Below are 24,611 nucleotides of genomic sequence, written 5' to 3'. Positions count from 1 at the left end.
ACGGCAGGCATGACGGAGCTTGTCATATGCTTGGTGTTACAAGGCGCCAAGGCAATCACTTGCGGCGAGAACGTATTGCACTATGGAGCGGGCAGCTACTTCGTGGCCTCGGTCGAGGTTCCTGTCTTTGGCAGAATATCCGAAGCGAGCCTCCAGAAGCCATTTCTCGGCGTCGGGTTCAGCTTTGACGCCCGTAACATCGCCGACCTTCTGATTGAGATGCCTGATGTTCACGATCCGGAATTCTTGTGTGGCCTCGGCGTGAGTCCGACCGATCCTCAGCTCGAGGAAGCGTTTCTACGGATGATGCGACTTCTCGATAGGCCAAACGAAATTTCCGTCATGGCACCAATGATTGAGCGGGAAATCCTGTTCCGCCTATTGTGGGGACCGCAGGGAGCGAAGCTGCGGCAGATCGCACAGATCGACGGCCGCCAGTCTCAGGTCAGGCGGGCGCTCGCCTGGATTCGCGAAAACTTCACGGAATCTTTCAAGGTCGAAGATCTGGCGCGGATGACGGGAATGAGTGCTTCGGTGTTCCACCGCCATTTCAAGGCGGCAACGACCATGACGCCCATCCAGTATCAGAAGCGGTTCCGTCTCCACGAGGCACGCCGCCTGTTGCTCGAGACTCCGGGCGACGCCGCCCGTGTCGCTTTCGCCGTCGGCTATGAAAGCGCGTCCCAATTCAGCCGGGAATACGGGCGGCTGTTCGGACTTCCGCCCGCCCGCGACGCAAGCCGGCTTCGCGCGAAACCTATTGCGCCGGTGACGTCGGACGCATCAGACGATGCGGTGACAAGTTTCGGACGCGCAATCTAGCGAGCCTCGTGATAGTATTGTTTCAGGATTTGGCTGGCACGTCATCCATAAGCCCGCTCGCTGATCAAGGAGCACCGATGGCAGCAAGTGGGCATCCATGAAGCCATGCCCATGTTGAAAATGTCATGACGTCGTGCGTGGCGACCACCATAATGCCATGAAGCAGGCCAAGCCGTTCCCGCGGGCGTGGAAGAGTACCGCTGACGCGCCTTTGAGCAGCAACGACAAAGACCGTCGGCGGCTTGGATCAGCTAGAGCGCCCAATCATCCCAATTCTGGACTTCGGCAGCTTTGTCCTCGCGGCAAATGGTTTCCAGCGCCAACGAGGCACGACTGGAGTGTCTTTGCTTATGCCGCAGGATCGCAAATTGGCGGGAGGGCAGAGGGAAGCGCGCCTTTACCAGCAGACCTTGCGTCAAGAGCGGTGCGGCCACGGCTCCAGAAACGACTGTCGCGCAGAGGCCCTCTCTTGCTGCCGATATGACCGCCTCGTTCGACGGCAGTTGCAGCGCGACAGCCAGGTCTGCGGGGTCTATGCCGAGATTGGAAATCGCCGCCTCGAAAGCCGACCGGGTTCCGGACCCCTTTTCCCGCATGACCCATTTTGTGCCCGAAACCAGGTCTGCCGGTGCAATTGGCTTGCCACGCGCCCAGGGATGGCGCGGACCGACGACGACAAGGAGTTCGTCCTCGGCAAGCGGCTGAACGTGCAGCGCCGGCTCATCAACGCTGCCTTCGACGAAACCGACTTCGGCCAATCCATCGAGCACCGCTTTTGCCGCCGTGGTCGTGTTGCCAATCATCAGCTTCAGGTCAATGCCCGGGTAGCGGATCTTGAAACGCATCAGCATAGCCGGCAGCCAGTAGCTTGCGATCGTCTGGCTCGCAAAAACGACCAGTTCACCCTTTTGCAAGCCGCCGAGATCGGACAGGACGAGCGCTGCGGCCTTTGCGCGCGCCAGGGTCGCTCTAGCCTCCCCCAGAAACACCCGTCCTTCATATGTCAGCTCTATGCGGCGTCCGACGCGATGGAAAAGCTCGACGCCATAGGAGGTCTCGAGATTGCGGATAGCCGAGCTGACCGCCGATGGCGTGAGCCCGATCGCGAAGGCGCCCTTGGTCAGATGCTCGCGTTCGGCCACCGCGACAAAAATGGAAAGCTGTTCAAACGTCACTGATTCAATCGTTCGATTTTACCGAATGAACTATACCAAACTATTCAATGGAAGTCGACAATTTGGTGTGGGAGATTGCAGTCTTCCGCAAGGTCTCGCCGATGATCGTTTCCGCCTCCCGTTCCCTGTCGCTTCCTGCCGTCCTGCCGGGACTCGTCCTGTGTGGAGCAGTCACGCTCTCGGCGTATCTCGTTGAACAACTGCAGCTGATGATTTTCGGCTCGCATTGGATCGAGAGCCTCGTGCTTGCCATTCTGATCGGCATTGCCGTGCGCTCTTCGGTCTGCCTGCCGCCGACCTTCATTCCCGGCATCCAATTTGCCGCCAAGACGCTCCTGGAGATTGCGGTCGTATTGCTCGGCGCCTCGCTCAGCACGGCTGCCATCAGGCAGGCTGGACTGCCGCTTGTCGGCGGAATTGCCGTTCTGGTTGCTCTGTCTTTGGCTGGCAGCTTTGTTATCGGGCGGCTCTTCGGACTGTCGGCCAGCCTGGCGACGTTGGTTGCTTGCGGCAACTCGATCTGCGGCAATTCCGCGATTGCCACCGCAGCGCCGGTGATCGGCGCCAAACCGGACGATATCGCGGCCTCGATAGCCTTTACCGCACTGCTCGGTATCGGCGCCGTGCTGACGCTGCCGCTTCTTCACCTGCTCTTTGGTCTGAGCGCCGTACAATATGGCGTTTTCGCAGGACTGACAGCCTATGCCGTCCCGCAGGTCCTGGCAGCCACGGCCTCTGCCGGAGCCGTCAGCACCCAGGTGGGCACGCTCGTCAAACTGATCCGCGTGATGATGCTCGGACCCGTCATCCTTGTGCTCGGCGCAGTTCATGGCCGCCGCCCTGGCGGTTCGCCAGTCAATCTCCGCCATCTTCTCCCATGGTTCATCCTCGGTTTTGCAGCCATGGCGACGCTTCGTTCCCTCGACGCGATCCCGGCACCGCTGCTGCCCGGGATGGCGGCTGTCTCCGCCGCCTTCACCGTCACCGCCATGGCCGCTTTGGGTCTCTCCGTTGATGTCAGATCCGTCGCCCATACCGGCGGGCGTGTCCTCGCAGCGGCGGCGCTGTCGCTGTTGGCGCTGGGGGCTCTCGGGCTTTGCCTGATCGGGCTGCTGAATATCGTCTGATCGAGCTGATATGCCCAAAATACTTGCAAAGATTCCGGTTGCCTTCCAAACGATCAGCGGCTAGCCTGTATATACAGGTCAGGCGGAAGCATAGATCGTCATGCGGGTCATCTCTTCACAACAAGCTGCGGATCTTCTCGAAGACGGGATGACTGTCGCTGCTTCCGGTTTTGGAGGATGCTGCCATCCCGAGGCCATCACGGCCGCTGTCGAGGAGCGTTTCCTCGCCTCTGGAAAACCCCGCAACCTGACGCTTCTGTTTGCTGCCAGCACGGGCGATCGTCAGACGCGCGGCATGGGGCACTTCGGTTATGAAGGTCTGGTCGCCTGCGTGATTGCCGGGGGATGGCGCGGAACGCCGCGCCTTGGAAAACTTGCGATCGAGGAAAAGATCGAAGCGCATTGCTGGCCGCAGGGCGTCATCGCGCAGCTCTATCGAGCGATTGCCGCCGGTCAGCCTGGAGTGGTCACCCATATCGGGCTCGGCTCTTTCATGGATCCGCTTCATGGCGGCGGTCGCATGAATGCGACGACGCCGCGCCCGCTTGTCGAGCGTGTGTCGTTGCGCGGCAAGGAATGGCTGCTTTATCCGTCGATGCCGCTCGACTGCGTGCTCTTGCGCGGAACGACGGCCGACGAAGATGGGAACATCACCCTCGAGGACGAGGCCTTCCCGCTCGACGTGCTCGCCATGGCGCAGGCGGGCCGAAACTCCGGTGGTATCGTCGTCGTGCAGGTCAAACGGATTGCCGAACGCGGCTCGCTGCAGCCGAACGATGTTCGTATCCCGGCGGCGCTCGTCGATTATGTCGTCGTCTGCGATGATCCGGCCCAGCACAGCATCAGTTTCGCCGAGACCGACAATATCGCCTATACCGGACGCGTCCGGATGGCGGCGAGCCGCTTGCTGCCGGCGCCGCTGTCGGTCGATAAGATTATTCAGCGACGCGCCTTCCTGGAACTGGCGCCGCTGAACCGCCCGACGATCAACCTCGGCATCGGCATTGCCGCCGGGATCGGCCGTATCGCCAGCGAAGAGGGGTTCGACGATTATACGGTGACGATCGAATCCGGCGTCATCGGCGGAGTGCCGGCCGAGGAATTGTCCTTTGGCGCTGCCGTCAATCCGACCGCCATCGTCCCGCAGGCCTCACAGTTTGACTTTTACGACGGCGGCGGCCTCGATATCGCCTTCCTTGGCATGGCTGAGGTGGATCGGCATGGTGCGGTCAATGTCAGCCGCTTCAATAATTCCATCGTCGGGGTCGGCGGGTTCACCAATATCTCGCAGACGGCCAAGCACGTCGTCTATCTCGGCGCATTTTCGGCGGGCGGCGCGCAAATTGCGGTTGCCGACGGCAGGCTCGACATCGTCAGGGACGGCCGCCTTTGCAAGATCGTCGAGGCTGTCGACCAGATCAGCTCGAGCCCGGCCTTTGCGCCTGAGGGACAATCACAGCTCGTCGTCACTGAGCGGGCCGTTTTTCGGGTGATCGGCGGATGCTTGACGCTGACGGAGTTTGCCCCCGGCATCGATCTTGCCGCTCATGTTCTCGACCGCCTGCCGAAGGGCATCGCGGTGTCGGACCAGCTGAAGCAGATGGATGCGCGCCTGTTTTCGACCCCTGCCATGAAGGACTTTGCCCCATGAAAATCGATGGAGCCGCCATCATCGTCACGGGCTCGGCAACGGGTGTCGGGGCTGCATGCGTGAAGCAATTCGCCGAGGGCGGCGCCCGGGTGGTCGTCAACTACAGCCGCAGCAAAAAAGAGGCCGATGAGACCGGCGATATCTGCCGCAGTCTGGGCGCGGAGGTCGAGATCGTCCAGGCCGACGTTGCCGATGACGCGGCTTGCCGCCGGATGGTCTCGGTTGCCGTCAATCGTTGGGGGCGGCTCGACGCCTTGGTGAACAATGCCGCAATGACGGTCAAATCCGATCCTTTCGATCTGGAGACATTGTCGGCCGAAGACTTTCAGAGCGTTTTCGGCGTCAACGTCATCGGCGCTTATCAGATGTGCCGGGCGGCGGTACCAGCGATGCGGGACAGCGGCGGCGGCGCGATCGTCAATGTCTCATCCAACGTTGCCTTTACCGGTGGCGGCAGCTCGCTTGCCTATACGGCCTCCAAGGGCGCGCTGAATGCGCTGACTTTGGCCTTGGCGCGCACCTGTGGTCCCGATATCCGCGTCAACGCGGTTTGCCCCGGCATCATCGATACGCGCTGGATGCGCGATACGCTCGGGCCGGATGCCTATGGAGCCATTGCCAAGCGATTTTCGGAAACCGCCCCGCTTGGCCGGGTCGCAACACCGGAAGACGTTGCCGGCGCCATTGTCTGGCTTGTTCAGGGTGCCGACTTCGTCACCGGCGAATTGCTTTCCGTTGACGGCGGCATCCGCCTGTCCGGTGGCGCTCGCAAACCCGCGACTTCAGGGGGAGCCGCATCGTGATGCTGTCGGCCCAATCCATCCTCGATTTTCCGGTGCCGCAAGCGACGCATGTGGTTACCGCAAGGGATGCCATCCTTTACGCCCTGTCGGTTGGATACGGCACCAACGCGCCCGACGAAAAGACATTGAAATACGTCTATGAACGCAATCTCGTGACCGCGCCGACCCTTGCCAATATCGTGGCACATCCGGGGCCATGGATGCAGCAGACGGGCGTCGACTGGGCACGTCTGGTGCATTCCGAACATCGCCTGACGATCCACCGGCCGGTCCCCCTCGATGTGCCGCTCATCTCCCGGTCGCGCGTCTTGTCGGTGGTCGACCGCGGCGTTGAGAAAGGGATGTTCGTCAGCTTCGAGCGCCTGATCGCAACCGCTGAACGTGATGAGCCAATCGCAACGATCGTCCAGACCAATGCGTGCCGCGGCGACGGTGGATGCGGCTCGGCAGGATCTGCACCTGAACCTCTGTCCAAAGTCCCGGACAGAGAGCCGGACCTTGAATTCAATGTCGACATTCCCGTGAACGCCGCTCTGCTATATCGCCTGAACGGCGATCTCAATCCGCTGCATGTCGACCCGCAGGCAGCCGGCAGGAGCGGCTTTGGCCGACCGATCCTGCATGGGCTCTGCAGCTTCGGTTATGCTGGCTACGCCATTGTCGCTGCCATCGATCCAAGCATGGCAAGCGGCTTGAGCGCCATCGCGGCGCGTTTCAGCGCGCCGATCTTTCCCGGCGAAACGATCACCGTGCAGATATGGCGCAACGATGCCGAGATTCGCTTCCGAGGCCTCGTTGCTTCTCGCGGCGCGACCATCCTCGACAATGGCATGGCGAGGATGTCATGACGAAAGCGGTCAAACCGGCCGCCGGCGAGGCGCGCCATTATATCAGGATCAAGGAGCAGATCCTGGCCGAGATCGCCGAGGGCAAGCTGCAGCCGGGAGACCGGGTATCCTCTGAAAGCGAATTGGTGGCGGCATTCGGCGTCAGCCGCATGACGGCGAACCGGGCGCTGCGGGAGTTGATGTTCGAGGGTGTTCTCAAGCGATCCGCCGGGATCGGAACCTTCGTTTCACCCAAGCACCTCGACGTCGATCTGCTTCAAATCCGCAACATAGCCGACGAAATACTGGAACGGGGCCACAAGCATCAGGCAGCGGTCGTCAAGGCCGGCTTGATGAAGGCGGATGCCAACGTCGCCGATGCGCTTGAACTCATCCTCGGCGCTGAAGTGATGCATTCGCTGATCGTGCACATGGAAAACGACCAGCCGATTCAGGTCGAGGAGCGCTACGTCAATCCGCTGGTGGCGCCCGACTATCTGTCGAACGACTTCCGCAGCATGACGCCGCACGAATATCTGACGAAGGTGGCTCCGATAACGGCGTTCGAACATATCGTCCAGGCCGTCAAGCCGGATACGACGATACGCAAATATCTTGGCCTCAGGAATGATCACCCTTGCCTGCGCGTCTTTCGAAGAACCTGGTCAGGCGAGGCCGTCGTGACCTGTGCGCTGTTATATTACCCCGGCGCGCAATATCGGCTGGAAGCACGGTCCACCAAGGGTCCCTCCAGGCCCGTCGCCATTCTCGGAGAGAAACAGTGAGCGCCACCAATTCTCCATCGATCATCCTCAGTGCGGCGCCGCCGACGATCGAGGACATCGCGGCAATTGCCCGTCGGCACGCAAGGATCGAGGTATCCGCCGAGGTCGATGCTCGGATTGTGGCCGCGCGCGCCGTGGTCGACCGCTATACGGAAAGTGATCTGCCGGTCTATGGCCTGACGACGGGACTTGGGGCGGGGGTCGATACACGACTTGCAACGGAAGATCTGGTGGCGTTCCAGATGCGGGTGCCGCAAGCCCGCTCCGTCGGCGTCGGAGAACCGCTTGCCCGGGAATCCGTGCGGGCGATGATGGCCGTCAGGGCCGCCGGCATGGCGGCGGGCGGCTCCGGCGTTTCGCTGAAAGTCTTCCACGGTCTGATTGCCGCCATCAATGCCGGTGTTCACCCTGTCGTCCCGTCACTGGGCTCGATCGGTGCCGCGGATTTGGCGCCGCTTGCCCATATGAGCCGGGGCCTCCTGGGCTTCGGTGAGATCGAGCTTGGCGGCGAAGTGCTGCCGGCCGCCATCGCCCTTGAAAGGGCCGGCCTGAAGCCTCTCGAATTCGCGCCGAAGGACGGCCATGCGCTTGTTGTTGCCAACAGCCTCTCCATCGGCCTCGCCTGCTTGACGCTCGTGGATATCGAGCGGCTCTTCGATTGGTCCCTGAAGGCGATTGCCGTTAATTTCGAAGCGTTCCGGGCTAATGTCAGTGCCTTCGACGACCGCGCTCTGGCTGCAAGACCGGCCTTTGGGCAGCGCCGCGTCGCAGCTCGGCTGATGGAGCTTCTTTCGGGCAGCTCCTTGCTTGCCGCCGATGCAGCAAGGCGTCTGCAGGATCCATTGAGCTACCGCTGCACACCGCAGGTCTGGGGCGCGTTGAGGCATGCGATCGATGAGGCAAGGCAGGCGACTGACATAGAGCTCGTCAGTTCCAGTGACAATCCTGTCGTGATCGCATCCGAGGGCGTCATTCTTTCACACGGCAATTTTGACATGACCGCCTTTGTGCTCGCCTGGGAAAGGCTGGGGCAGGCGATGGCGCATTGTGCGGCAGGCACTGCCTATCGGATCATGAAGATCATGTCGCCTGGCATGTCCGACCTGCCACGTTTCCTGACCCCGATGGGTCAGAGCCGTACGGGTTTTGCGACGGTGCAAAAAACCGTCTCGGCCATGGAAGCCGAAATCCGCCATCTGGCCACGCCTGTTTCGCTTTCGCCCATTCCTGTTGCCGATGGCGTCGAAGACCAGGCATCGATGGCTCCGAGCGTTTTGGCAAAGGCGCAGGCGATCGTCGAGCGCCTGCGCTATCTCACCGCCATCGAACTGATTGCTTCGGTACAGGCGGCCGAGCTCAGAGGCGTCTCAGACGAATTGGGCAAGGGATCGGCGGAAGCCTATGCCTTTGTCCGCAGCCACGTCCCGCCGCTTGAAGAGGATCGCGCGCAAGGGCCGGATTTTGCGACGATTGCCGCATTGATCGGGCTCGGCCCGCAATAAGCCGGTTCGCCACTGCCCCGGCAAGAAGGGCAGGGCGCCGACCGGTCATGCCGACGGTTATTCCGGGGAATGCCGTCGGTTCGTTCATTGAAAAGTCAACAAGAGGGAATGACTATGAAAAATTGGACAAAAGGCATTTTTGCAGCCGGCATCATGGCAGCCGCCATGTTTCAGCCTGCATCCGCAGAGACCATCAAGGTCGGCAGCAAGAACTTCACCGAGCAGTTCATCCTCGCCGAAATGTACGCCGCCGTTTTGGAAAATGCCGGCATCACCGTCGAGCGCAAGATCAACCTCGGCGGCACGCTGATTGCTCACCAAGCATTGGTGGCCGGCGAGATCGATCTCTATCCGGAATATACCGGCACGGCGCTCGCTTCTGTCGTCAAGGGTGAGATGTCGACCGACGCCGAGAAGGTCTACACGCAGGTCAAGGACTTCTACGCCAAGCAGTTCAACCTCACCTGGCTGAAGCCGAGCGGCATCAACAATGGCTACGTCATCGTGGTCCGGCAGGAAACGGCGCAGGCCAACAATCTGAAAAGCCTGTCGGATCTCGCCAAGGTTTCCAAGACCCTGGTCTTCGGCGGCGGCGCTGAATTTCCGGACCGCGCCGATGGCCTGCCCGGCCTAAAGCGTGTCTATGACGCCGAGTTCAAGGAGTTCAAGCAGTTTGCCAAGCTTGGCCTTCGTTATGATGCGCTGGAACAAAAGGACATTGACGTCGCCAATGGCGCCGCGACCGACTGGCAGATCGGCTCGAAGAACCTCGTGCCGCTGGCAGACGACAAGGGTCTGTTTCCGCCCTACTACGTGGCCCCCGTCGTCCGCCAGGACGTGCTGAAGGCCAATCCGAAAGTTGCCGAACTGCTGGAAGCGGTCGGCACCCATCTCGATAACGAGAAAATGCGCGTCCTCAATGCCAAGGTCGAGACCGATCACGAGGAAGCCAAGGACGTGGCGGTCGAATTCCTCAAGGAAAACGGCCTGCTGCCGAAATGATTGTCACGCCCGCGGCCGGGTATCGATCCGGCCGCGATCTGGTGTGGCGATCTTCTTACGGTGTTTGTTCGAAAATCCGTCCGTTCAGCAGCCGGACAGGAATGTGGAGAAGCGGGAAATGCAGGAAATCTGGATCGATTATCTCAACGCCCTCGATGCCAAGGCGCTGGCGCTGACGAATGACGAGATTCTCGATGCGGTGTCGAAAGCGCTGGATGCGCAGGGCAGGGGCGAAACCGTCATCGAGCCGCGTGTTCATCTTGTGCCGGAGAGCTCCGACAAGGGCCATTTCAACGTGCTTCGCGGCTATGTCAAAGCGCTGAACTATGCCGGCGTCAAGGTCGTCGGCGACTTCGTCGGTAACTATAAGGTCGATCTGCCCTCGGAGCTTGCGGTCCTCAACCTGTTCGACCCGAACACGGGCGTGCCGAAGGCCATCATCGACGCAACTGCTATCACCGACATGCGCACCGGCGCCGTGACTGCCCTTGGCGCAAAATACCTAGCCCGCAAGAATAGCAAGATTCTCGGCCATATCGGTGCCCGCGGAACCTCCTATTGGAATGTCCGCCTTCTCGATCATCTCTTCGACTTCGATGAAATCCGCGTGCATTCGCGCCGCCCGGAAAGTCGCGATGCCTTCGCAAAGCGTCTTGAGGCGGATCTCGGCAAGAAGATCGTCGTCACCGACAATTGGGAGGATTGCCTCAAGGGCGCCGATATCATGGTCGAGGCCAGCCGCCTGCCGGAACCGGCGCCGCTGTTCAAGACGGAATGGGTGAAGAAGGGAGCCTTCGTCGTACCCTATGGCACGATGAGCGCGCTTGAATTCGATCTCACCGATATCATGGACAAGATCGTCGTCGACGATTGGGGACAATGCGGCCCCGGCAAGCCTTTCGGAGCGCTTCGCCGTCACGTCGACGAGGGCAAGGTGACGGCCGAGAACCTGCATGCCGAAATCGGCCAGATCGTCTGCGGCATGAAACCCGGCCGCGAAAGCGACGAGGAGACGATCCTGTTCTGGCATCGCGGCCTCAGCACGACCGACGTGGCGCTCGGCGCCGCCATGGTGGCGAAAGCCAGGAAGATGGATATCGGCCAGCGCCTGCGGTTCGCATAAATAGCCATGGTCATGTTCAAGCCAATCGCCTGTTCGAGAATGTATGATCTCAGCCCGCGCATTCGCGGCCTGTGGGACGCGCTGTTCGCGCTGGTCAGCGTCGGTTCCGGCGTCGAGCTGGAGATCATCGCTCATGCCGCACCAGCACCCTTGTCGGAATTATGGGCGAGGCCGGACATGGGGGCGGTGTTCATGTGCGGCTATCCGTTTTCGCGCATGCCCGAGGCAGCGAGACCGACTGCCCTTGCTGCACCCGTCTCCAGCGAAGCATGGTCTGTGGACCAACCACTCTATGCCAGCCACATCCTCGTCGCCTCCACCGGGCCGGTGAGCGCGGTGGCGGATCTCGCTACGGCACGTTGGGGCTGGACCGTCCGCGATTCCCAATCGGGCTACCATGCTGCGCGCTCCTACCTTGCAGGCCGATTTGCAGGCACGATGAAGCAGGGCACGACGGTTGGACCACTGCTCAACCCCTCAGGCATCGTCGCAGCCCTCAAGGATGGCAGGATCGATGCGGGCGCGATCGACGCTTATGCCTTCCAATTGTTGTCGATGCACGAACGCGACGCGATCGATGGTCTTCGTATTCTGGCGACGACTGATCCGCTTCCCGCGCCGCTGTTGGTTGCCGCGCAAACATTGCCCGCGGACATCGCCACAGCGTTACAGCGGAGCCTCGTGACGTTGCATGAAACGCCTGAGGGAGCGGCGGCTTTGGAACGGCTCGGCCTCAGGCGATTTTCGGCGGTCGCTCCGTCGGCCTACGATGTCCTGCCGCAGAGAGCCGACGACGCCGATCGCAGATTGGGGATCTCATGGTAGACAGGCGAACGAGCGCCCGGACGCGGAGGTCTCGACGATGAAATGGGTCCCTAAACACCTCGACCGGCTATTCGAAGCGCTGTTGGAGCACCTGTATCTCGTTTTTTCCTCGGTCGGCATCGCCCTGGTGATCTCACTGATCGTCGGGATATGGGCGGCAAGGCGGCCGCGGAGCTTCGCGGTTATCATCATCTTCACCGGTATCCTGTTCGCCGTGCCGAGCCTGGCGCTGTTTGCGCTTCTCATCCCCATCATGGGGATTGGGGCAGCACCCGCCATTACCGGTCTTGCCGCCTACTCGCTAATGATCCTGATCCGCAATATCGGCATGGGCTTTCAGGCAATTCCGCGTGACATACTCGAAGCTGCCGATGGCATGGGCTATGGCACGGCGCGCCGGATCTGGGAAGTCGAGCTGCCGCTGGCGATGCCCTATATCGTCGGCGGTATCCGCATTGCCATGGTGACGGTCATCGGCATCGCGACCGTTGCCGCCTATATCAATGCCGGCGGGCTGGGCGTCATTATTTTCGAAGGCATCGACCAGCGGTTCCCCGAAAAGATCATCGCCGGCGGGCTGCTGACGTCATTTCTGGCGCTCTTTGCCGACTACTGTTTTGCATCCTTCGAAAAGCTGCTGCGCCGGCGCAGTGGAGGTAAAGCAGCATGATCGTTATCGATGCATTCAGCTGGATCTTCAACAACTCCGGCACCTTCTTCAATGCTTTCAATCGCCATCTGCTGATGTGCGTCCTATCGCTCGGCATCGCCTTCGTCATCGCCGTGCCACTCGGATTTGCCGTCGCACGGGCACCTCGCGCCGCCTTTACCGTGGTCAATATTGCCGGCGCCTTGCGCTCCATACCGAGCCTTGCGATCCTGTCGGCGGCGATGCCGTTTCTCGGCATCGGATTATTGCCGTCGGTGGTCGCCCTCATCGTCCTTGCCGTGCCGCCGCTGCTGTTGAGCACGATCATCGGCATCCGCGAGATCGACGCCTCGGTGATCGATGCGGCAGATGGAATGGGCATGAGCGCCGGGCAGATGCTGTGGGAGATCGAACTTCCTCTGGCCGTTCCGTCGATTCTGTCGGGCGTCAGGACGAGTGCCATCCAGGTCATCGGCGGGGCGGCGCTGGCCTCCTTCATCGGCGGCGGCGGGCTTGGCGATTTCATCAATGCCGGCATTGCGATCATGAACATGCCGCGCCTTCTCGTCGGAGCGGTCCCGATAGCCCTGCTCGCGATCTTTGCGGAACTGGCGTTCGGCGCCCTGGAGCGCGTCTTCACTCAACGGCGCTAAGCGGCCGAAAGCGGATATCAGGATGATTCATCTCGACCATGTTACGAAGAATTACGACGGAAGCGGCCAGCATGCGGTCGACAATCTCGATCTCCTGATCGAGACCGGTACGACGGTTGCCCTGATCGGTCCGTCGGGCTGCGGCAAGACCACGACCATGCGGATGATCAATCAGTTGGAGACGCCCACGACGGGACGTGTGCTGGTCGATGGCAGAGATATCGCCCGGGTCGATCAGAAAGAGCTGCGCCGCAGCATCGGTTATGTCATCCAGCAAGTCGGTCTGTTTCCGCATATGTCGATCGCGCGCAATGTCGCGACCGTGCCGCGGCTTCTTGGTTGGGAAAAGGCGCGCAGCGATCGCCGGGTCGACGAGCTGCTGGATCTCGTGGGCCTTGATCCGGCTATCATGCGGCAGCGCCTGCCACACGAATTGTCGGGCGGGCAGCGTCAGCGCGTCGGTTTCGCGCGCGCGCTCGCCGCCGACCCTGCCATCATGCTGATGGACGAACCCTTCGGCGCGATCGATCCGATCACTCGCGTTCGGCTCCAGGACGAATTCCGCGATATTCTCAGGAAGGTGAAGAAGACCGTCGTCATCGTCACCCATGACCTCGATGAGGCGATCAAGATGGGCGATCGCATCGCCATCATGCGGGATGGGCGCCTTCTTCAGTATGATACCCCGCAGGAAATCCTCGCGCGTCCCGTCAATGAATTCGTCGAGAGTTTCCTCGGTCCCGACCGAGCCATAAAAAGGCTGAGCTTGATCGCCGTATCGATGATCATGACCGCGCCGGAACCGTCGAACGGCGATGCCGAGATTGCCGCTGATGCCACGGTTCACGACGCCTTGGCGCTTATCCTCTCCGGTGAGATGCCGGGCCTGCACGTTAGAGCCGCCGATGGGACGCTTGCGGGATATTTGTCTCGTGACACCTTGTTGCGCGCCAATCGGCTGTAGAGCATCCAGCAAAGTGCGGAGTGGTCTTGTGCCCATGAACGGTGCTTCGGATTCGGCACCTCCCAATTTTTAGAGACCTGATGCGGGGGTAATCTGCATCTGCGCAGGCCGGCGCTCATCCTGTTGTTGGCCGGAAGGTGGTTCCAGGCCGGCCGGGCGCTTATCGGGTGAGGCCGGCGGCGGCTGGGATTGAGCGGCCGACCCCGTCATCTCCGCTCCGATGTTTGGATTTACCTCGGGAGACTGATCTCTCGCCGCATTTGTCGCAGCTTGCAATTTTACCTGGTCTGTGCCGATTGGCTGCGGCGTGATTTTGCCGTCGGACGACGATACGCGCCAGACGGTATTGCCGGCGTCATCGGCGACGAGCAGCGCTCCCGTCCCGTCGATTTCGACGCCGACCGGCCGCCCCTTCGCCTGGTCGCCCTGGATAAAGCCCGTGACGACGTCCTGCGCCTTGCCGGATGGTTTGCCGTTTTCGAATGCCACGTATACGACTTTGTAGCCGTTGAAGCTGTCCCGATTCCAACTGCCGTGCTCACCGATGAAGGCGCCGTTGGCGTAAGCTGCCGGCAGCGCTGAATTCATCGAGAAGGTCAGTCCGAGCGCGGCGACATGGCTCGACAATGCATAATCCGGTGGGGTCGCCCTTTCGACCATGTTGGGACGCGGCGGATGCACGCGCGCATCGACCTGCTTGCCATAATAGCTCCATGGCCAGCCATAGAAGCCACCTTCCATGACCGAGGTCATGTAATCGGGAACGAGGTTCGGTCCGAGTTCGTCGCGCTCGTTGACGACCGTCCAGAGCGTACCTGTCTCCGGGTTGAAGGTGAGGCCGTTCGGATTGCGCAGACCTGAGGCGAAGACGCGCGCCGCGCCGGTGTGCCGGTCGACCTGCCAGATCGCCGCACGGCCCTTTTCCGCCTCAAGCCCGTTCTCGGCGATGTTGGAATTCGAGCCAACCGAGACGTAAAGCATCTGCCCATCGGGGCTCAGCGCCAGATCCTTGGTCCAATGATGATTGATCGGACCACCGGGCAGGGGCGTCAGGGTTTTCGGTTGGGCGGTGATTTCATTCTGCCCAAGTTCATAGGGGTAGGCGAGAATGGCGGACGTCGAGGCGACATAAAGCGTGTTGTCGACCCAGGCGACACCGAACGGCGAATCGAGTTTCTTGAGGAGATCGTGCCTCTCATCCACCGTGCCGTCGCGGTTTGCATCACGCAGCAGTGTGATGACGTTGCTTTCCTTCTGCTCGCCGCCGCCGCCATGAGCGATCGACATGATCCAGCCCCGGATCAAATCCTTCGGCCGTGACGTCGGTTCGCCTGATGGGCCGCGCGACTGAATCACCAGTACGTCGCCGTTCGGCAAGGTGTGGACTGTCCTCGGATTGGCGAGGTCCTTGGCATAAGCGGTGACCGTCAAACCGTTCGGGGCAGCCGGCGTCTCACCATCCTTCCAGCCAATGACCTCCGCTACCTTCAGATCAGGCAGCAGGGAGGCGGTTGGTTCCGGAAGGACGGGATTCGGTCCGATCTGCTGAGAGATATCAAAATCTCCGCTTTGGGCGTAAGCGGCAAGACCGACGCCGAGAGATATCGACAGAACCGAAGCGCCGAGAATCGGGGACTTCATCATCATATCCTCCAGGCCAGTCTGGCATATTTTCGAGCGGAAACTGCTGCGGCCACCAGGCACAAGACAAAGGTGAGGGCCGAAAGCATCAGTCCATATGGGACTACGGCCGTCCATCCATCGCCGGCATGGACAAGGTTGTTGGCAAAGGAGAGGCCCAGTATGATCAGATAGAGGAGCGCGGACAGAAGCGGCGGCCGCAACGGGCGGGTGCGGGGACGCATCAGATCCATCAATCCGGCCAGAACGGCAAGCGAGCCCAACATGAGCCCGGCGAGCAGCAACCATGCAGAGAAATTCTGCCACATCAGATTGCCGGTCTGCCAGAAAGCAATATCGGTCGCTAGCGCGAGCGCAGACGAAGGGAAAGGGGACGAACAGCGACTGTATCGGATAGGCGGCCGAGTCTCGATTGCTGGCGGATATAGCCATCGCATGCTCCGTGGGGCTGAGAGCTTGAGGATGCCTATCCAACCCGCGGCGAGAGCAGATGGTTCCGTTGCAGTACCTTCGAAAGAGCAACCTTCGTCACCCAAATAACTGCTCACCTGCCCTGTCCTGTCAGCGGTAATAATCCAGACGCGAGAATCAAACACTACGCCTTCCAAACGCCTAAGGCGTTATCGACATTCCGCCACACAGTCCTTTGTGAAATATATTTCACGGCATGAATTATATTGACAGTACTCTGACGTTGCGATTATCTGCCCATACCGGACTTCGAGGAGGAACTCCGGTCTTCAATGGATCATCGGCAGCCGCTGAGGCGCCGCCGGATATTTGGGAGGGGCTTCGGCCTCGAGGAGGAAACTTGCGCAAATTTCTAAGCACGACCGCATTGGCGGTCCTCGCATCGACGCTTTTCGCCGGCGTGGCCAGCGCGGACGCGGAAAATCCATTCCGCTGCAAGCCGGGTGAAAAATACGTCATGAACGTCATGGTATCGGGCGTCGAATATTGGTTCCCGGTCTATGAAATGTTCAAGCAGGCCGGTCAGCAGCTCGGTTGCGAGACCGCCTATACCGGCACGCCGGAATATGACGTCAACAAGCAGATCGCCACTTTCGACCAGGCGTTGGCCCAGAACCCGGCCGGTATTCTCGTTCACCCGATGAACTCCGACCCGTTCATCGAGCCGATCAACCGGGCGATCGACCAGGGCACGGCGGTGGTGACCTTCGCGGCTGATGCGCCGCTCTCCAAGCGCATCTCGTTCGTCACCTCGGACAATACCCGCGAAGGCACCTATGCGGCCGACGCGATTGCCGAAAAGATGGGTGGCAAGGGTGAATATGCCGTTCTGGAAAATCCGGGCCAGGACAACCACGACAAGCGTATCGCCGCCTTCATCGCCCGTATGGAGGAAAAATATCCTGACATGAAGCTGGTCGGCCGTGCTGCGTCCAACCAGGACCCGAACAAGGCCTATCAGGGTCTGATGAGCTTGGTGCAGGCACATCCGAACATTGGCGCCGTCTTCATGCCGGAAGCGAACTCGGCCATCGGCGCTTCTCAGGCCAACAAGGAAAGCGGCGGCAAGATCCTCGTGATGTGCGCCGACGTCAACGCCAACATTCTCGACATGATCAAGGCGGGCGAAGTGTTCGGCTCGATCAATCCGAACCAGGGCATGCAGGGCTACATGGGCTTCATGCTCCTGTGGCTTGCCAAGCATCCGGAACTCATCGACCCGATGAACGACGCCAAGCGCGTCGGCTTCAATCCGATGAGCATTCCGTTCGTCGACAACGGCCTGTCGATCGTCACGGCTGCCAATGCCGACGATTTCTACTGGGACAAGTACCTGAAGCGGCGGGGCACCAAAGGCATCGAGGAGTAAGCCTTTGTGCCGGCTGTCCGGGGCAGGAAACTCCGGACAGCCACCGCGAGCGTGAGGAGGGGACGATGATGGTGTCGGTGCCGGTTCTGGAAATCCGCAATGTCAGCAAGCACTTCGGTGCGGTGAAGGCGTTGACGGAGGTGAGCTTCAGCCTGGAAAAAGGCGAGGTTCATGCGCTTTGCGGCGAAAACGGCGCAGGCAAGTCGACTCTAATGAACATCATTGCCGGCGTGCTGCAGCCGACCGAGGGGGAGGTTCTCGTCGATGGCGCGCCGGTAAAGGTGACGTCGCCGGCCGTGGCGCAATCGCTCGGGCTTGGTCTGGTGCATCAGGAAATCGCGCTCTGCCCCGATGCGACGGTGGCCGAGAACATGTTCATGGCCGCGACCAACCGCCGCCGCTCGCCTTTCATGAACTATGGCCGGCTGGAGCGGGATGCGCAGGTCGTGATGAACCGTCTGGCACCAATCGACGTGCGTCGCAAAGTCGGCGACTTGTCGATTTCCAGCCAGCAGCTTGTCGAGATCGCCAAGGCGCTGACGCTCGATTGTCGGGTGTTGATTTTCGACGAACCGACGGCGGCATTGACGGAGTCGGAGACGCAGATCCTGTTCGCAATCATCCGCGACCTCAAGGCGCAGGGAATTTCGATCATCTATATCAGCCACCGCATGGCCGAAATCTTCAGCCTGTGCGACCGGGTCACCGTGTTTCGCGACGGCCGTTATGTCTCGACCGAGAAGGTGGCGGATTTGACACCGGATGATGTGGTGCGCCGCATGGTCGGGCGCGAGATCACCCAGCTCTATCCGGAAAAGCAGGCACCGGCGGAGAAGACCGATGAGATCATTCTGAGCGTTCGCGATCTCGGCGACGGCAGCCGCTTCACGGATGTGAGCTTCGACCTGCGCAAAGGGGAAATTCTCGGCGTCGGCGGGCTGATTGGCTCAGGCCGCACCGAGATAGCCGAAGGTATTTGCGGATTGCGGCCGGTCATCGCCGGCGAGGTGCAACTGCATGGTGAGCGGCTGCGGGCGCGGTCCTATGCGCAGGCCGCGCAGGCGGGCGTCGTCTACCTGTCGGAAGATCGGAAAGGCTCCGGCATTTTCCTCGATCTTTCCATCGCCCAGAACATTGCCGTTCTCGATTTGAAATCGCTGACCGGACCGCTGGGACTGTTGAATTCCAAGGCCGAGGCGGATCGTGCCCACAAGCTGGTCCGGCGGCTCGGCGTGCGGATGGGTGGCATCGACATGCCGGTCTCGTCGCTGTCGGGCGGGAACCAACAGAAGGTGGCGATTGCCAAGCAGTTGGCGGTCAATCCGAAGGTCATCCTGATGGACGAGCCGACCCGCGGCATCGATGTCGGCGCCAAATCGGAAATCCACCGGCTGCTGCGCGATCTCGCGCGCTCCGGCATCGGCATCGTCGTCATCTCGTCGGAACTGCCGGAGCTTCTCGGTCTGTGCGATCGGGTGCTGGTCATCCACGAAGGCACCGTGGCAGGCGAGGTCGAGGGCGAGGCGATGACGGAGGAAGCGATCATGCTGCTCGCCTCGGGTATCGGCGGTCATAGCAATTCGAAGGCATCAGAGCATGCCGCGTAGGGAAAAAGCAGGGGCAGGAGACAGGGTCATGGCGGACGCTACATTGGCAACGGCACATCAGGCGCGCGCGCCCGGCTGGAAACGGCTGGGGACGATGCGCGAGGCGGGGCTGATCGCGATCATCCTGGCGCTCTGCATCATTATGAGTTTTGCCTCGCCGCATTTTCTGACGCTCGGCAACTTCCGGGCGATGCTGATGTCATTTTCGGTGGAAGGGATCGTCGTCGTCGGCATGACCATCCTGTTGATCGTCGGCGGCATCGACCTGTCGGTCGGCTCGGTCGTCTGCTTCTCGATGGTGCTGTCGGGTTCACTGTTCCTGATGGGGCTCGATCCATGGAGCGCATCCCTGATCGGGATCATTGCCAGCGGCCTGATCGGCTGCGTCATGGGCTTCTTCGTCACGATCGTCGGGCTCAACCATTTCATCACATCGCTTGCGGCCATGGTCATCGTGCGCGGTATCTGCCTGATCATCACCAAGGGCACGCCGCTGTCGCTGTTCACCTTGCCGCCCTCGTTCAAGGCGGTCGGGCAGGGCACATTCTATGGCGTCCCCTATGTGATCCTGATTTTTGTCGCGGTCGTCGTGCTGTTCGATTTCCTGCTGCGCCGGGCAACCGCCTTCCGCAAGGTGTTCTACACCGGCAGCAACGAGAAGGCGGCGCTCTATTCCGGCATCAAGACCAACCAGGTGAAGTTCTGGGTGACGGTGCTCTGCGCCACGCTATCAGGTGTTGCCGGGGTGATCTACATGTCCCGCTTCGGTGCCGCGACCCCGACCTTTGGCGTCGGCATGGAACTCAACATCATCGCAGCCGCGGTGATCGGCGGTGCGTCGCTGAATGGTGGCTCCGGCACGATCCTAGGGGCAATTCTTGGTATTGCCCTGCTGTCGGTCGTCACAAGCTCATTGATCTTGCTCGACGTGTCTGTCTATTGGCAAGACATGATCAAAGGCTGCATTCTGCTTGCCGCCGTCTCGATCGACCATTTCCTGCACAAGCGGAAGGCTGCCTGATATGCCGATAGCCAAGCTCAAACCCGCAAATGCGCCGCGCGAGGAAATCGTCATCGCCCGGCAGATGCACCAGGCTCTGGTCCTGCATTTCCTCGAGGGACTGACACAGGCGCAGATTGCCGATCAGCTCGGCATCTCGCACGCCACCGTCAACCGCCTGATCAAGCGCGGCCGCCAGCTCGGCCTGGTCGAGATCAAGATCAAGTCGCCGGTCGAGCCGCTGGTCGACATGGAAGAACGGCTCCAAGCGCTTGGCGGCATCGGCCGCGCCGTGGTGGTGCCGACAGTGTCCGACAATCCGCAGACGGCGCTTCAAGCCGTCGGCGAAGCGGCAGCAAGGTTGCTGTTGGAAGAGATCACCGATGGCGATACGATCTGCATCACCGGCGGCAAAGGGGTGAGCGCCGTCGTTGCCGGTCTGCAGCCGCCGCGTCGGTTCAATGTCGAGGTCATTCCAGTAACCGGCTGCGTCCAGGGTAAGCACTATACCGACGTCAACCATGTCTCGACCTTGATGGCCGACCGGCTTGGGGGGCGTTCCTACCAGATCCATGCGCCCCTCTTTGCCGACGATGCCGAGCAGCGGGCGATGCTGATCAACATGCGTTCCGTCGCAGACGTTTTCAAACGGGCGCGTGAGGCGAAGGTGGCGGTGGTCGGCATCGGCTCGATCCTCTCGGACGATTCGAGCTATTACGACCTGCATCCGTCCTCGAGCACCGACCGCGCCGCGATCGAGCGGTCCGGTGCCTCCTGCGAGTTGCTGGCGCATCTGCTCGATGATCATGGCCAGATCTGCGACTACAGCCTCAACCGTTCGCTGGTGTCGCTGACGCTGCCGGAATTCGCCTCGATCCCCACCAAGATCGGTGTGGCGAGCGGGCCGAACAAGGCAGGCCCGATCCTCAGCGTTCTGCGCGGCAATCATCTGGATACGCTGGTGACCGATGAGGCGACGGGTGCGCGGGTGCTGGCATTGGCGAATGGGGAGAGAAAATGGGCATGAGCGGACAGCAATTGACACGTGAGATCGGCAAATCGGGCGTTTCCGCCTCGGCGGTGGGATTGGGCACCTGGGCGATCGGCGGCTGGATGTGGGGCGGGACCGACGAGGCCGAATCCATCGCGGCGATCCAGGCATCGCTCGATGCCGGCGTGACGCTGATCGACACGGCGCCGGCCTATGGGCTTGGACGTTCCGAAGAGATCGTCGGCAAGGCACTGAGCGGGCGCCGCGACAAGGCTGTTATCGCCACCAAATGCGGCCTTGTCTGGCATACGCAGAAGGGCCGTCATTTCTTCGACCAGGACGGCAAGCCGGTGCACCGTTATCTCGGCCGCGACGCGATTCTGCATGAGGTCGAGGAAAGCCTGATGCGGCTCGGAACCGACTATATCGACCTCTACATCACCCATTGGCAAGATCCGACGACCCCTATCGAGGAAACGATGCGGGCGCTGGAAGACCTGCGCACATCGGGCAAGATCCGGGCGATCGGCGCAAGCAATGTCAGTCCCGACGACCTCAATGCCTATATCGCTGTCGGTGGTCTCGACGCGATTCAGGAGCGGTTCAGCATGATCGACCGGGAGATCGAGGCGGAGCTTCTGCCGCTGACCAAGGCCAACAGCATTGCAACGCTGAGCTACTCGTCGCTGGCGCTGGGGTTGCTGTCCGGCGCCATCGGTCCGGACCGGGTGTTCTCAGGTGACGACCAGCGCAAGGGCAATCCGCGCTTTTCGGTCGACAACCGCCAGAAGGCAACAGCGCTGGCCGACGCCATCCGGCCGGTCGCCGAAAAACACGACGCCAGCATCGCTCAGATCGTGATTGCGTGGACGCTGGCGCAGCCGGGCATCACCTTTGCACTTTGCGGGGCGCGCAACCCGGCACAAGCGCTCGACAATGCGCGGGCCGGGACCATCCGGATGGATGCGGCCGATCTTGCGGCCATCGATGCGGCCATAGTGGCGAAACTGACTGACATGGACAGGTAGCGGATCGCCATCATGAAACGGCAAGAGATATTGGACGGGCTCCGTCAGCGCCCGAAGGTGGACGTCTGCGTCATCGGCGGCGGCATCAACGGCATCAGCGTCTTTCGGGAGTTGGCGCTGCAGGGGCTGAATGTGCTGCTCGTCGAGAAACACGACTATTGCTCCGGGGCCAGTTCGGCGCTGTCGCGCATGGTGCATGGCGGGCTCCGCTATCTTGAAAATGGCGAATTCAAGCTGGTGCAGGAATCGCTGGTCGAGCGGGACCGTCTGCTGCGCAATGCGCCGCACTACGTCGCGCCGCTGCCGACGACGGTGCCGGTGTTCGATATCTTTTCCGGCCTCGGCAATGGCATCGTCCGCTTCCTGGGCCTGAGCCGCCGCCCGAGCCGGCGTGGCGCTATCGCCATCAAGGCGGGCCTGAGCATCTATGATTTCCTGACCCGCAAACGGGCGCTGATGCCGCGCCACCAGTTTCGTGGCCGGCGCAGAACGCTTGCCAAGTGGCCAGCGCTCAATCCCGACATCAAGAGTTCCGCCACCTATTTCGACGCCTGGGTCAGCCATCCGGAGCGGCTGGGAATCGAGCTTCTGCAGGATGGTCTTTCAGCAAAGTTTGGGGCAATGGCGCTGAACTATGCGGAACTGCGGCGGACAGAGGATGGTCAGTACCGCGTAGAAGACCAGATCGGCGGCGAGTCCATTGCCGTCGAACCGGCGCTGATCATCAACGCCACCGGCGGCTGGATCGACATCGCCAATCAGACGCTGTTTTCGCCAGAAGCGCGGCCTGCACCGCTGATTGGCGGCACCAAGGGCTCGCATCTGATCGTCGACAATGCGGATCTACGCGACGCGCTCGCCGGTCACATGATCTACTATGAGAACGAGGACGGGCGGATCTGTATCCTGTTTCCCTATCTCGGAAAGGTTCTTGTCGGTTCGACCGATATCCGCGTCGACGATCCGGAAACGGTGCGCTGCGAGGCCGACGAGCGGGATTATATCCTGCAATCGCTCGCCTTCGTGCTGCCTGATATCGCCATCCGGGCGGAACAGATCGTTTTCCAGTTTTCCGGCGTGCGGCCGCTGCCGGCCAGCACCGACAGTTTTACCGGCCGCATCCCGCGCGATCATTTCTGCACGGTCGTAGAGCCGAAGGATGGTGGCCCACCGGTTCTGTGCATGATCGGCGGCAAGTGGACGACATTCCGATCCTTCGGGGAACTGGCGGCCGACATGGCGCTGGAACTGCTAGGCAGGCGGCGCCGCGTTGCGACAACCGATCGGCCGATCGGCGGCGGGCAGGCATTTCCGGCCAACGCGCCTGTCTGGCTTGCGCAGGTGGCGGCCAGCAAAGGCCTTCCCGGTGGGCGCATAGCCGAGCTGTTTGCCCGGTACGGCACGGATGCCGAGGCGGTTGCCGGCTTCATCGTGGCAGGCCCCGATACAGTGTTGCCGCACGCCGGCTACTCGATGCGCGAATTGCAGTTCCTGATCCGCTGCGAAGCGGTGGAACATCTGGACGACCTGCTTTTGCGGCGTACGACGCTGGCCGTTTCGGGCGAGCTTTCGCTCGAGATGATGGATGCCGTACTCGACCTGCTGGCGCAGGAAAAGCACTGGACGCTCGCGCATCGCAGCCGTGAGCGCGACCGTTTTCTCACCCTTCTCACCGAACGCCACGGCGTCGACGAAAACATGCTTTCCGCAAGGAACGAACCAAGGAGCATAGAATGCGACACAACAGCAAAGTCCGGATGAACCGGCTGTTCGGCGGCGGCCGCTGCCTCGACGTGGCGATCGATCACGGCGTCTGCAACGAACCGTCCTTCCTCAACGGGCTGGAGGATATTCAGGCCGTCGTCAAGGCGCTGGTTTCTGCCGGCCCGGATGCGATCCAGATGAATTACGGCCAGGCGGACCTGCTGCAGGACGTGCCCGGCAAGGACAAGCCGGCGCTGGTCATGCGCATCGACATGGGCAATCCCTATAACCGGATCCGCCACCGCGACATGTGGGCGGTGCTGCAGAACGAGGCCGAGCCGTTGATCGGCGCGATCGAAATGGATGCCGCCTGCGTCGTCGTCAACCTGTTCATGCTGCCGGACGAGCCGGACCTGTTCCGCCAATGCGTGCAGAACATTTCCCGCGTGCGGGCCGATTGCGATAAGTATGGCATGCCGCTGATGATCGAGCCGCTGGTGATGCAGCCGGTCACCGAAAAGGGCGGTTACATGGTCGATGGCGATGCAGACAAGATCGTTACCTTGACGCGGCTCGCCCGCGAGATGGGGGCGGATATCGTCAAGGCGGATCCGACCACCAATGCCGAGGATTTCCACAGAGTGGTGGAAGCAGCCCGCTGCCCGGTTCTGGTGCGCGGCGGCGGCAAGGAAGATCTTCGTGCCGTCTTCGACAAATCCGCAGCATTGATGCGACAGGGCGCAATGGGCATGGTCTATGGACGCAACATCTATCAGCACGCCAATCCGAGTGCCGTGGTGCGCGGTCTGATGGCGATCGTGCACGAGGATGCGAGCGGCGAGCAGGCCTTTGCGCTCTATCAGCAGGGCTGAGCAGCGATTTCGAATCTTGG

The 24,611-nt window shown here is 61.3% G+C and carries 22 protein-coding genes and 2 pseudogenes; 20 read left to right on the top strand and 4 right to left on the bottom strand.

Annotation, left to right across the window (positions count from 1 at the left end):
- Window positions 1-9: 9 nt before the first annotated feature.
- On the top strand, window positions 10-822 hold the full coding sequence (locus GFM02_RS00680) for an AraC family transcriptional regulator (protein ID WP_246648047.1): 813 nt from the start codon (window positions 10-12) through the stop codon (window positions 820-822).
- Window positions 823-867: 45 nt separating this feature from the next.
- On the opposite strand, the pseudogene GFM02_RS35675 reads toward GFM02_RS00680, so the two are convergent.
- Both GFM02_RS35675 and GFM02_RS00675 read right to left on the bottom strand, forming a co-directional pair.
- Window positions 868-953, bottom strand: a pseudogene (locus GFM02_RS35675) (type II toxin-antitoxin system VapC family toxin); the annotation flags it as partial.
- Window positions 954-1,073: 120 nt separating this feature from the next.
- Window positions 1,074-1,997 (bottom strand): LysR family transcriptional regulator, encoded by a 924-nt coding sequence (locus GFM02_RS00675; RefSeq protein ID WP_168267265.1) that lies wholly within the window; start codon window positions 1,995-1,997, stop codon window positions 1,074-1,076.
- Between the two features lie 65 nt (window positions 1,998-2,062).
- Between GFM02_RS00675 and GFM02_RS00670 the strand changes: the two genes are divergently transcribed.
- From GFM02_RS00670 to GFM02_RS00615, 12 genes are all read left to right on the top strand, one after another.
- Complete coding sequence (locus tag GFM02_RS00670) at window positions 2,063-3,124, top strand: putative sulfate exporter family transporter (protein ID WP_168320444.1); 1,062 nt, start codon at window positions 2,063-2,065, stop codon at window positions 3,122-3,124.
- Between the two features lie 100 nt (window positions 3,125-3,224).
- On the top strand, window positions 3,225-4,775 hold the full coding sequence (locus GFM02_RS00665) for an acyl CoA:acetate/3-ketoacid CoA transferase (RefSeq protein WP_168320443.1): 1,551 nt from the start codon (window positions 3,225-3,227) through the stop codon (window positions 4,773-4,775).
- The gene (locus GFM02_RS00660; RefSeq protein WP_168320442.1) at window positions 4,772-5,578 is read left to right on the top strand and encodes an SDR family NAD(P)-dependent oxidoreductase; all 807 of its coding nucleotides are present in this window, start codon (window positions 4,772-4,774) and stop codon (window positions 5,576-5,578) included. Before GFM02_RS00665 ends, GFM02_RS00660 begins: the two co-directional genes overlap by 4 nt.
- Window positions 5,575-6,426, top strand: a complete 852-nt coding sequence (locus GFM02_RS00655) for a MaoC/PaaZ C-terminal domain-containing protein (RefSeq protein WP_168320441.1) — start codon at window positions 5,575-5,577, stop codon at window positions 6,424-6,426. The genes GFM02_RS00660 and GFM02_RS00655 overlap by 4 nt, the downstream gene beginning before the upstream one ends.
- Window positions 6,423-7,190 (top strand): histidine utilization repressor, encoded by a 768-nt coding sequence (gene hutC, locus GFM02_RS00650; protein WP_168320440.1) that lies wholly within the window; start codon window positions 6,423-6,425, stop codon window positions 7,188-7,190. The genes GFM02_RS00655 and hutC overlap by 4 nt, the downstream gene beginning before the upstream one ends.
- Window positions 7,187-8,692: an aromatic amino acid lyase gene (locus GFM02_RS00645; RefSeq protein ID WP_168320439.1), complete on the top strand. Its 1,506-nt coding sequence runs from the start codon at window positions 7,187-7,189 to the stop codon at window positions 8,690-8,692. Before hutC ends, GFM02_RS00645 begins: the two co-directional genes overlap by 4 nt.
- A 114-nt stretch (window positions 8,693-8,806) precedes the next feature.
- Window positions 8,807-9,694 carry a glycine betaine ABC transporter substrate-binding protein gene (locus GFM02_RS00640; RefSeq protein WP_032990827.1) on the top strand — a complete coding sequence of 296 codons (888 nt, stop codon included), beginning with the start codon at window positions 8,807-8,809 and terminating at the stop codon, window positions 9,692-9,694.
- Between the two features lie 118 nt (window positions 9,695-9,812).
- On the top strand, window positions 9,813-10,817 hold the full coding sequence (locus tag GFM02_RS00635; protein ID WP_168320438.1) for an ornithine cyclodeaminase family protein: 1,005 nt from the start codon (window positions 9,813-9,815) through the stop codon (window positions 10,815-10,817).
- A 6-nt stretch (window positions 10,818-10,823) separates the two neighbouring features.
- Window positions 10,824-11,642, top strand: coding sequence for a phosphate/phosphite/phosphonate ABC transporter substrate-binding protein (locus GFM02_RS00630; RefSeq protein ID WP_168280889.1), 819 nt, complete (start codon window positions 10,824-10,826; stop codon window positions 11,640-11,642).
- 37 nt (window positions 11,643-11,679) lie between these two features.
- Window positions 11,680-12,312, top strand: a complete 633-nt coding sequence (locus GFM02_RS00625) for an ABC transporter permease (RefSeq protein ID WP_003550062.1) — start codon at window positions 11,680-11,682, stop codon at window positions 12,310-12,312.
- Complete coding sequence (locus GFM02_RS00620; protein ID WP_077976933.1) at window positions 12,309-12,944, top strand: ABC transporter permease; 636 nt, start codon at window positions 12,309-12,311, stop codon at window positions 12,942-12,944. Before GFM02_RS00625 ends, GFM02_RS00620 begins: the two co-directional genes overlap by 4 nt.
- 22 nt (window positions 12,945-12,966) lie before the next feature.
- The gene (locus GFM02_RS00615; RefSeq protein ID WP_017991370.1) at window positions 12,967-13,908 is read left to right on the top strand and encodes an ABC transporter ATP-binding protein; all 942 of its coding nucleotides are present in this window, start codon (window positions 12,967-12,969) and stop codon (window positions 13,906-13,908) included.
- Window positions 13,909-13,977: 69 nt separating this feature from the next.
- Here GFM02_RS00615 and GFM02_RS00610 read toward each other — a convergent pair whose 3' ends face one another.
- Window positions 13,978-15,552, bottom strand: coding sequence for a PQQ-dependent sugar dehydrogenase (locus tag GFM02_RS00610; RefSeq protein WP_168320437.1), 1,575 nt, complete (start codon window positions 15,550-15,552; stop codon window positions 13,978-13,980).
- A pseudogene (locus GFM02_RS00605) lies at window positions 15,552-15,981 on the bottom strand (DUF2231 domain-containing protein). Before GFM02_RS00605 ends, GFM02_RS00610 begins: the two are co-directional and overlap by 1 nt.
- A gap of 379 nt (window positions 15,982-16,360) precedes the next feature.
- Here GFM02_RS00605 and GFM02_RS00600 point away from each other — a divergent pair.
- The 7 genes from GFM02_RS00600 to GFM02_RS00570 all read left to right on the top strand — a co-directional run bounded on the left by GFM02_RS00600 (window position 16,361) and on the right by GFM02_RS00570 (window position 24,591).
- Window positions 16,361-17,389, top strand: a complete 1,029-nt coding sequence (locus GFM02_RS00600) for a substrate-binding domain-containing protein (RefSeq protein ID WP_020047146.1) — start codon at window positions 16,361-16,363, stop codon at window positions 17,387-17,389.
- Between the two features lie 68 nt (window positions 17,390-17,457).
- Window positions 17,458-18,996 carry a sugar ABC transporter ATP-binding protein gene (locus tag GFM02_RS00595; RefSeq protein WP_168320784.1) on the top strand — a complete coding sequence of 513 codons (1,539 nt, stop codon included), beginning with the start codon at window positions 17,458-17,460 and terminating at the stop codon, window positions 18,994-18,996.
- 28 nt (window positions 18,997-19,024) lie between these two features.
- Window positions 19,025-20,017 carry an ABC transporter permease gene (locus GFM02_RS00590; RefSeq protein WP_205930120.1) on the top strand — a complete coding sequence of 331 codons (993 nt, stop codon included), beginning with the start codon at window positions 19,025-19,027 and terminating at the stop codon, window positions 20,015-20,017.
- A gap of 1 nt (window position 20,018) precedes the next feature.
- Window positions 20,019-21,023, top strand: a complete 1,005-nt coding sequence (locus GFM02_RS00585; protein ID WP_020047143.1) for a sugar-binding transcriptional regulator — start codon at window positions 20,019-20,021, stop codon at window positions 21,021-21,023.
- Entirely contained in the window at window positions 21,020-22,015 is a 996-nt protein-coding gene (locus tag GFM02_RS00580; RefSeq protein ID WP_168320435.1) for an aldo/keto reductase, read from the top strand. Before GFM02_RS00585 ends, GFM02_RS00580 begins: the two co-directional genes overlap by 4 nt.
- A 12-nt stretch (window positions 22,016-22,027) precedes the next feature.
- On the top strand, window positions 22,028-23,776 hold the full coding sequence (locus tag GFM02_RS00575) for a glycerol-3-phosphate dehydrogenase/oxidase (RefSeq protein WP_168320434.1): 1,749 nt from the start codon (window positions 22,028-22,030) through the stop codon (window positions 23,774-23,776).
- Window positions 23,749-24,591 carry a class I fructose-bisphosphate aldolase gene (locus GFM02_RS00570; RefSeq protein WP_062942948.1) on the top strand — a complete coding sequence of 281 codons (843 nt, stop codon included), beginning with the start codon at window positions 23,749-23,751 and terminating at the stop codon, window positions 24,589-24,591. Before GFM02_RS00575 ends, GFM02_RS00570 begins: the two co-directional genes overlap by 28 nt.
- Window positions 24,592-24,611 lie beyond the last annotated feature (20 nt).

The sequence above is a fragment of the Rhizobium leguminosarum bv. viciae genome (genome assembly GCF_012276115.1).
Classification (GTDB): domain Bacteria; phylum Pseudomonadota; class Alphaproteobacteria; order Rhizobiales; family Rhizobiaceae; genus Rhizobium; species Rhizobium leguminosarum_T.
This window is presented reverse-complemented; position numbering and strand designations above follow the sequence as displayed.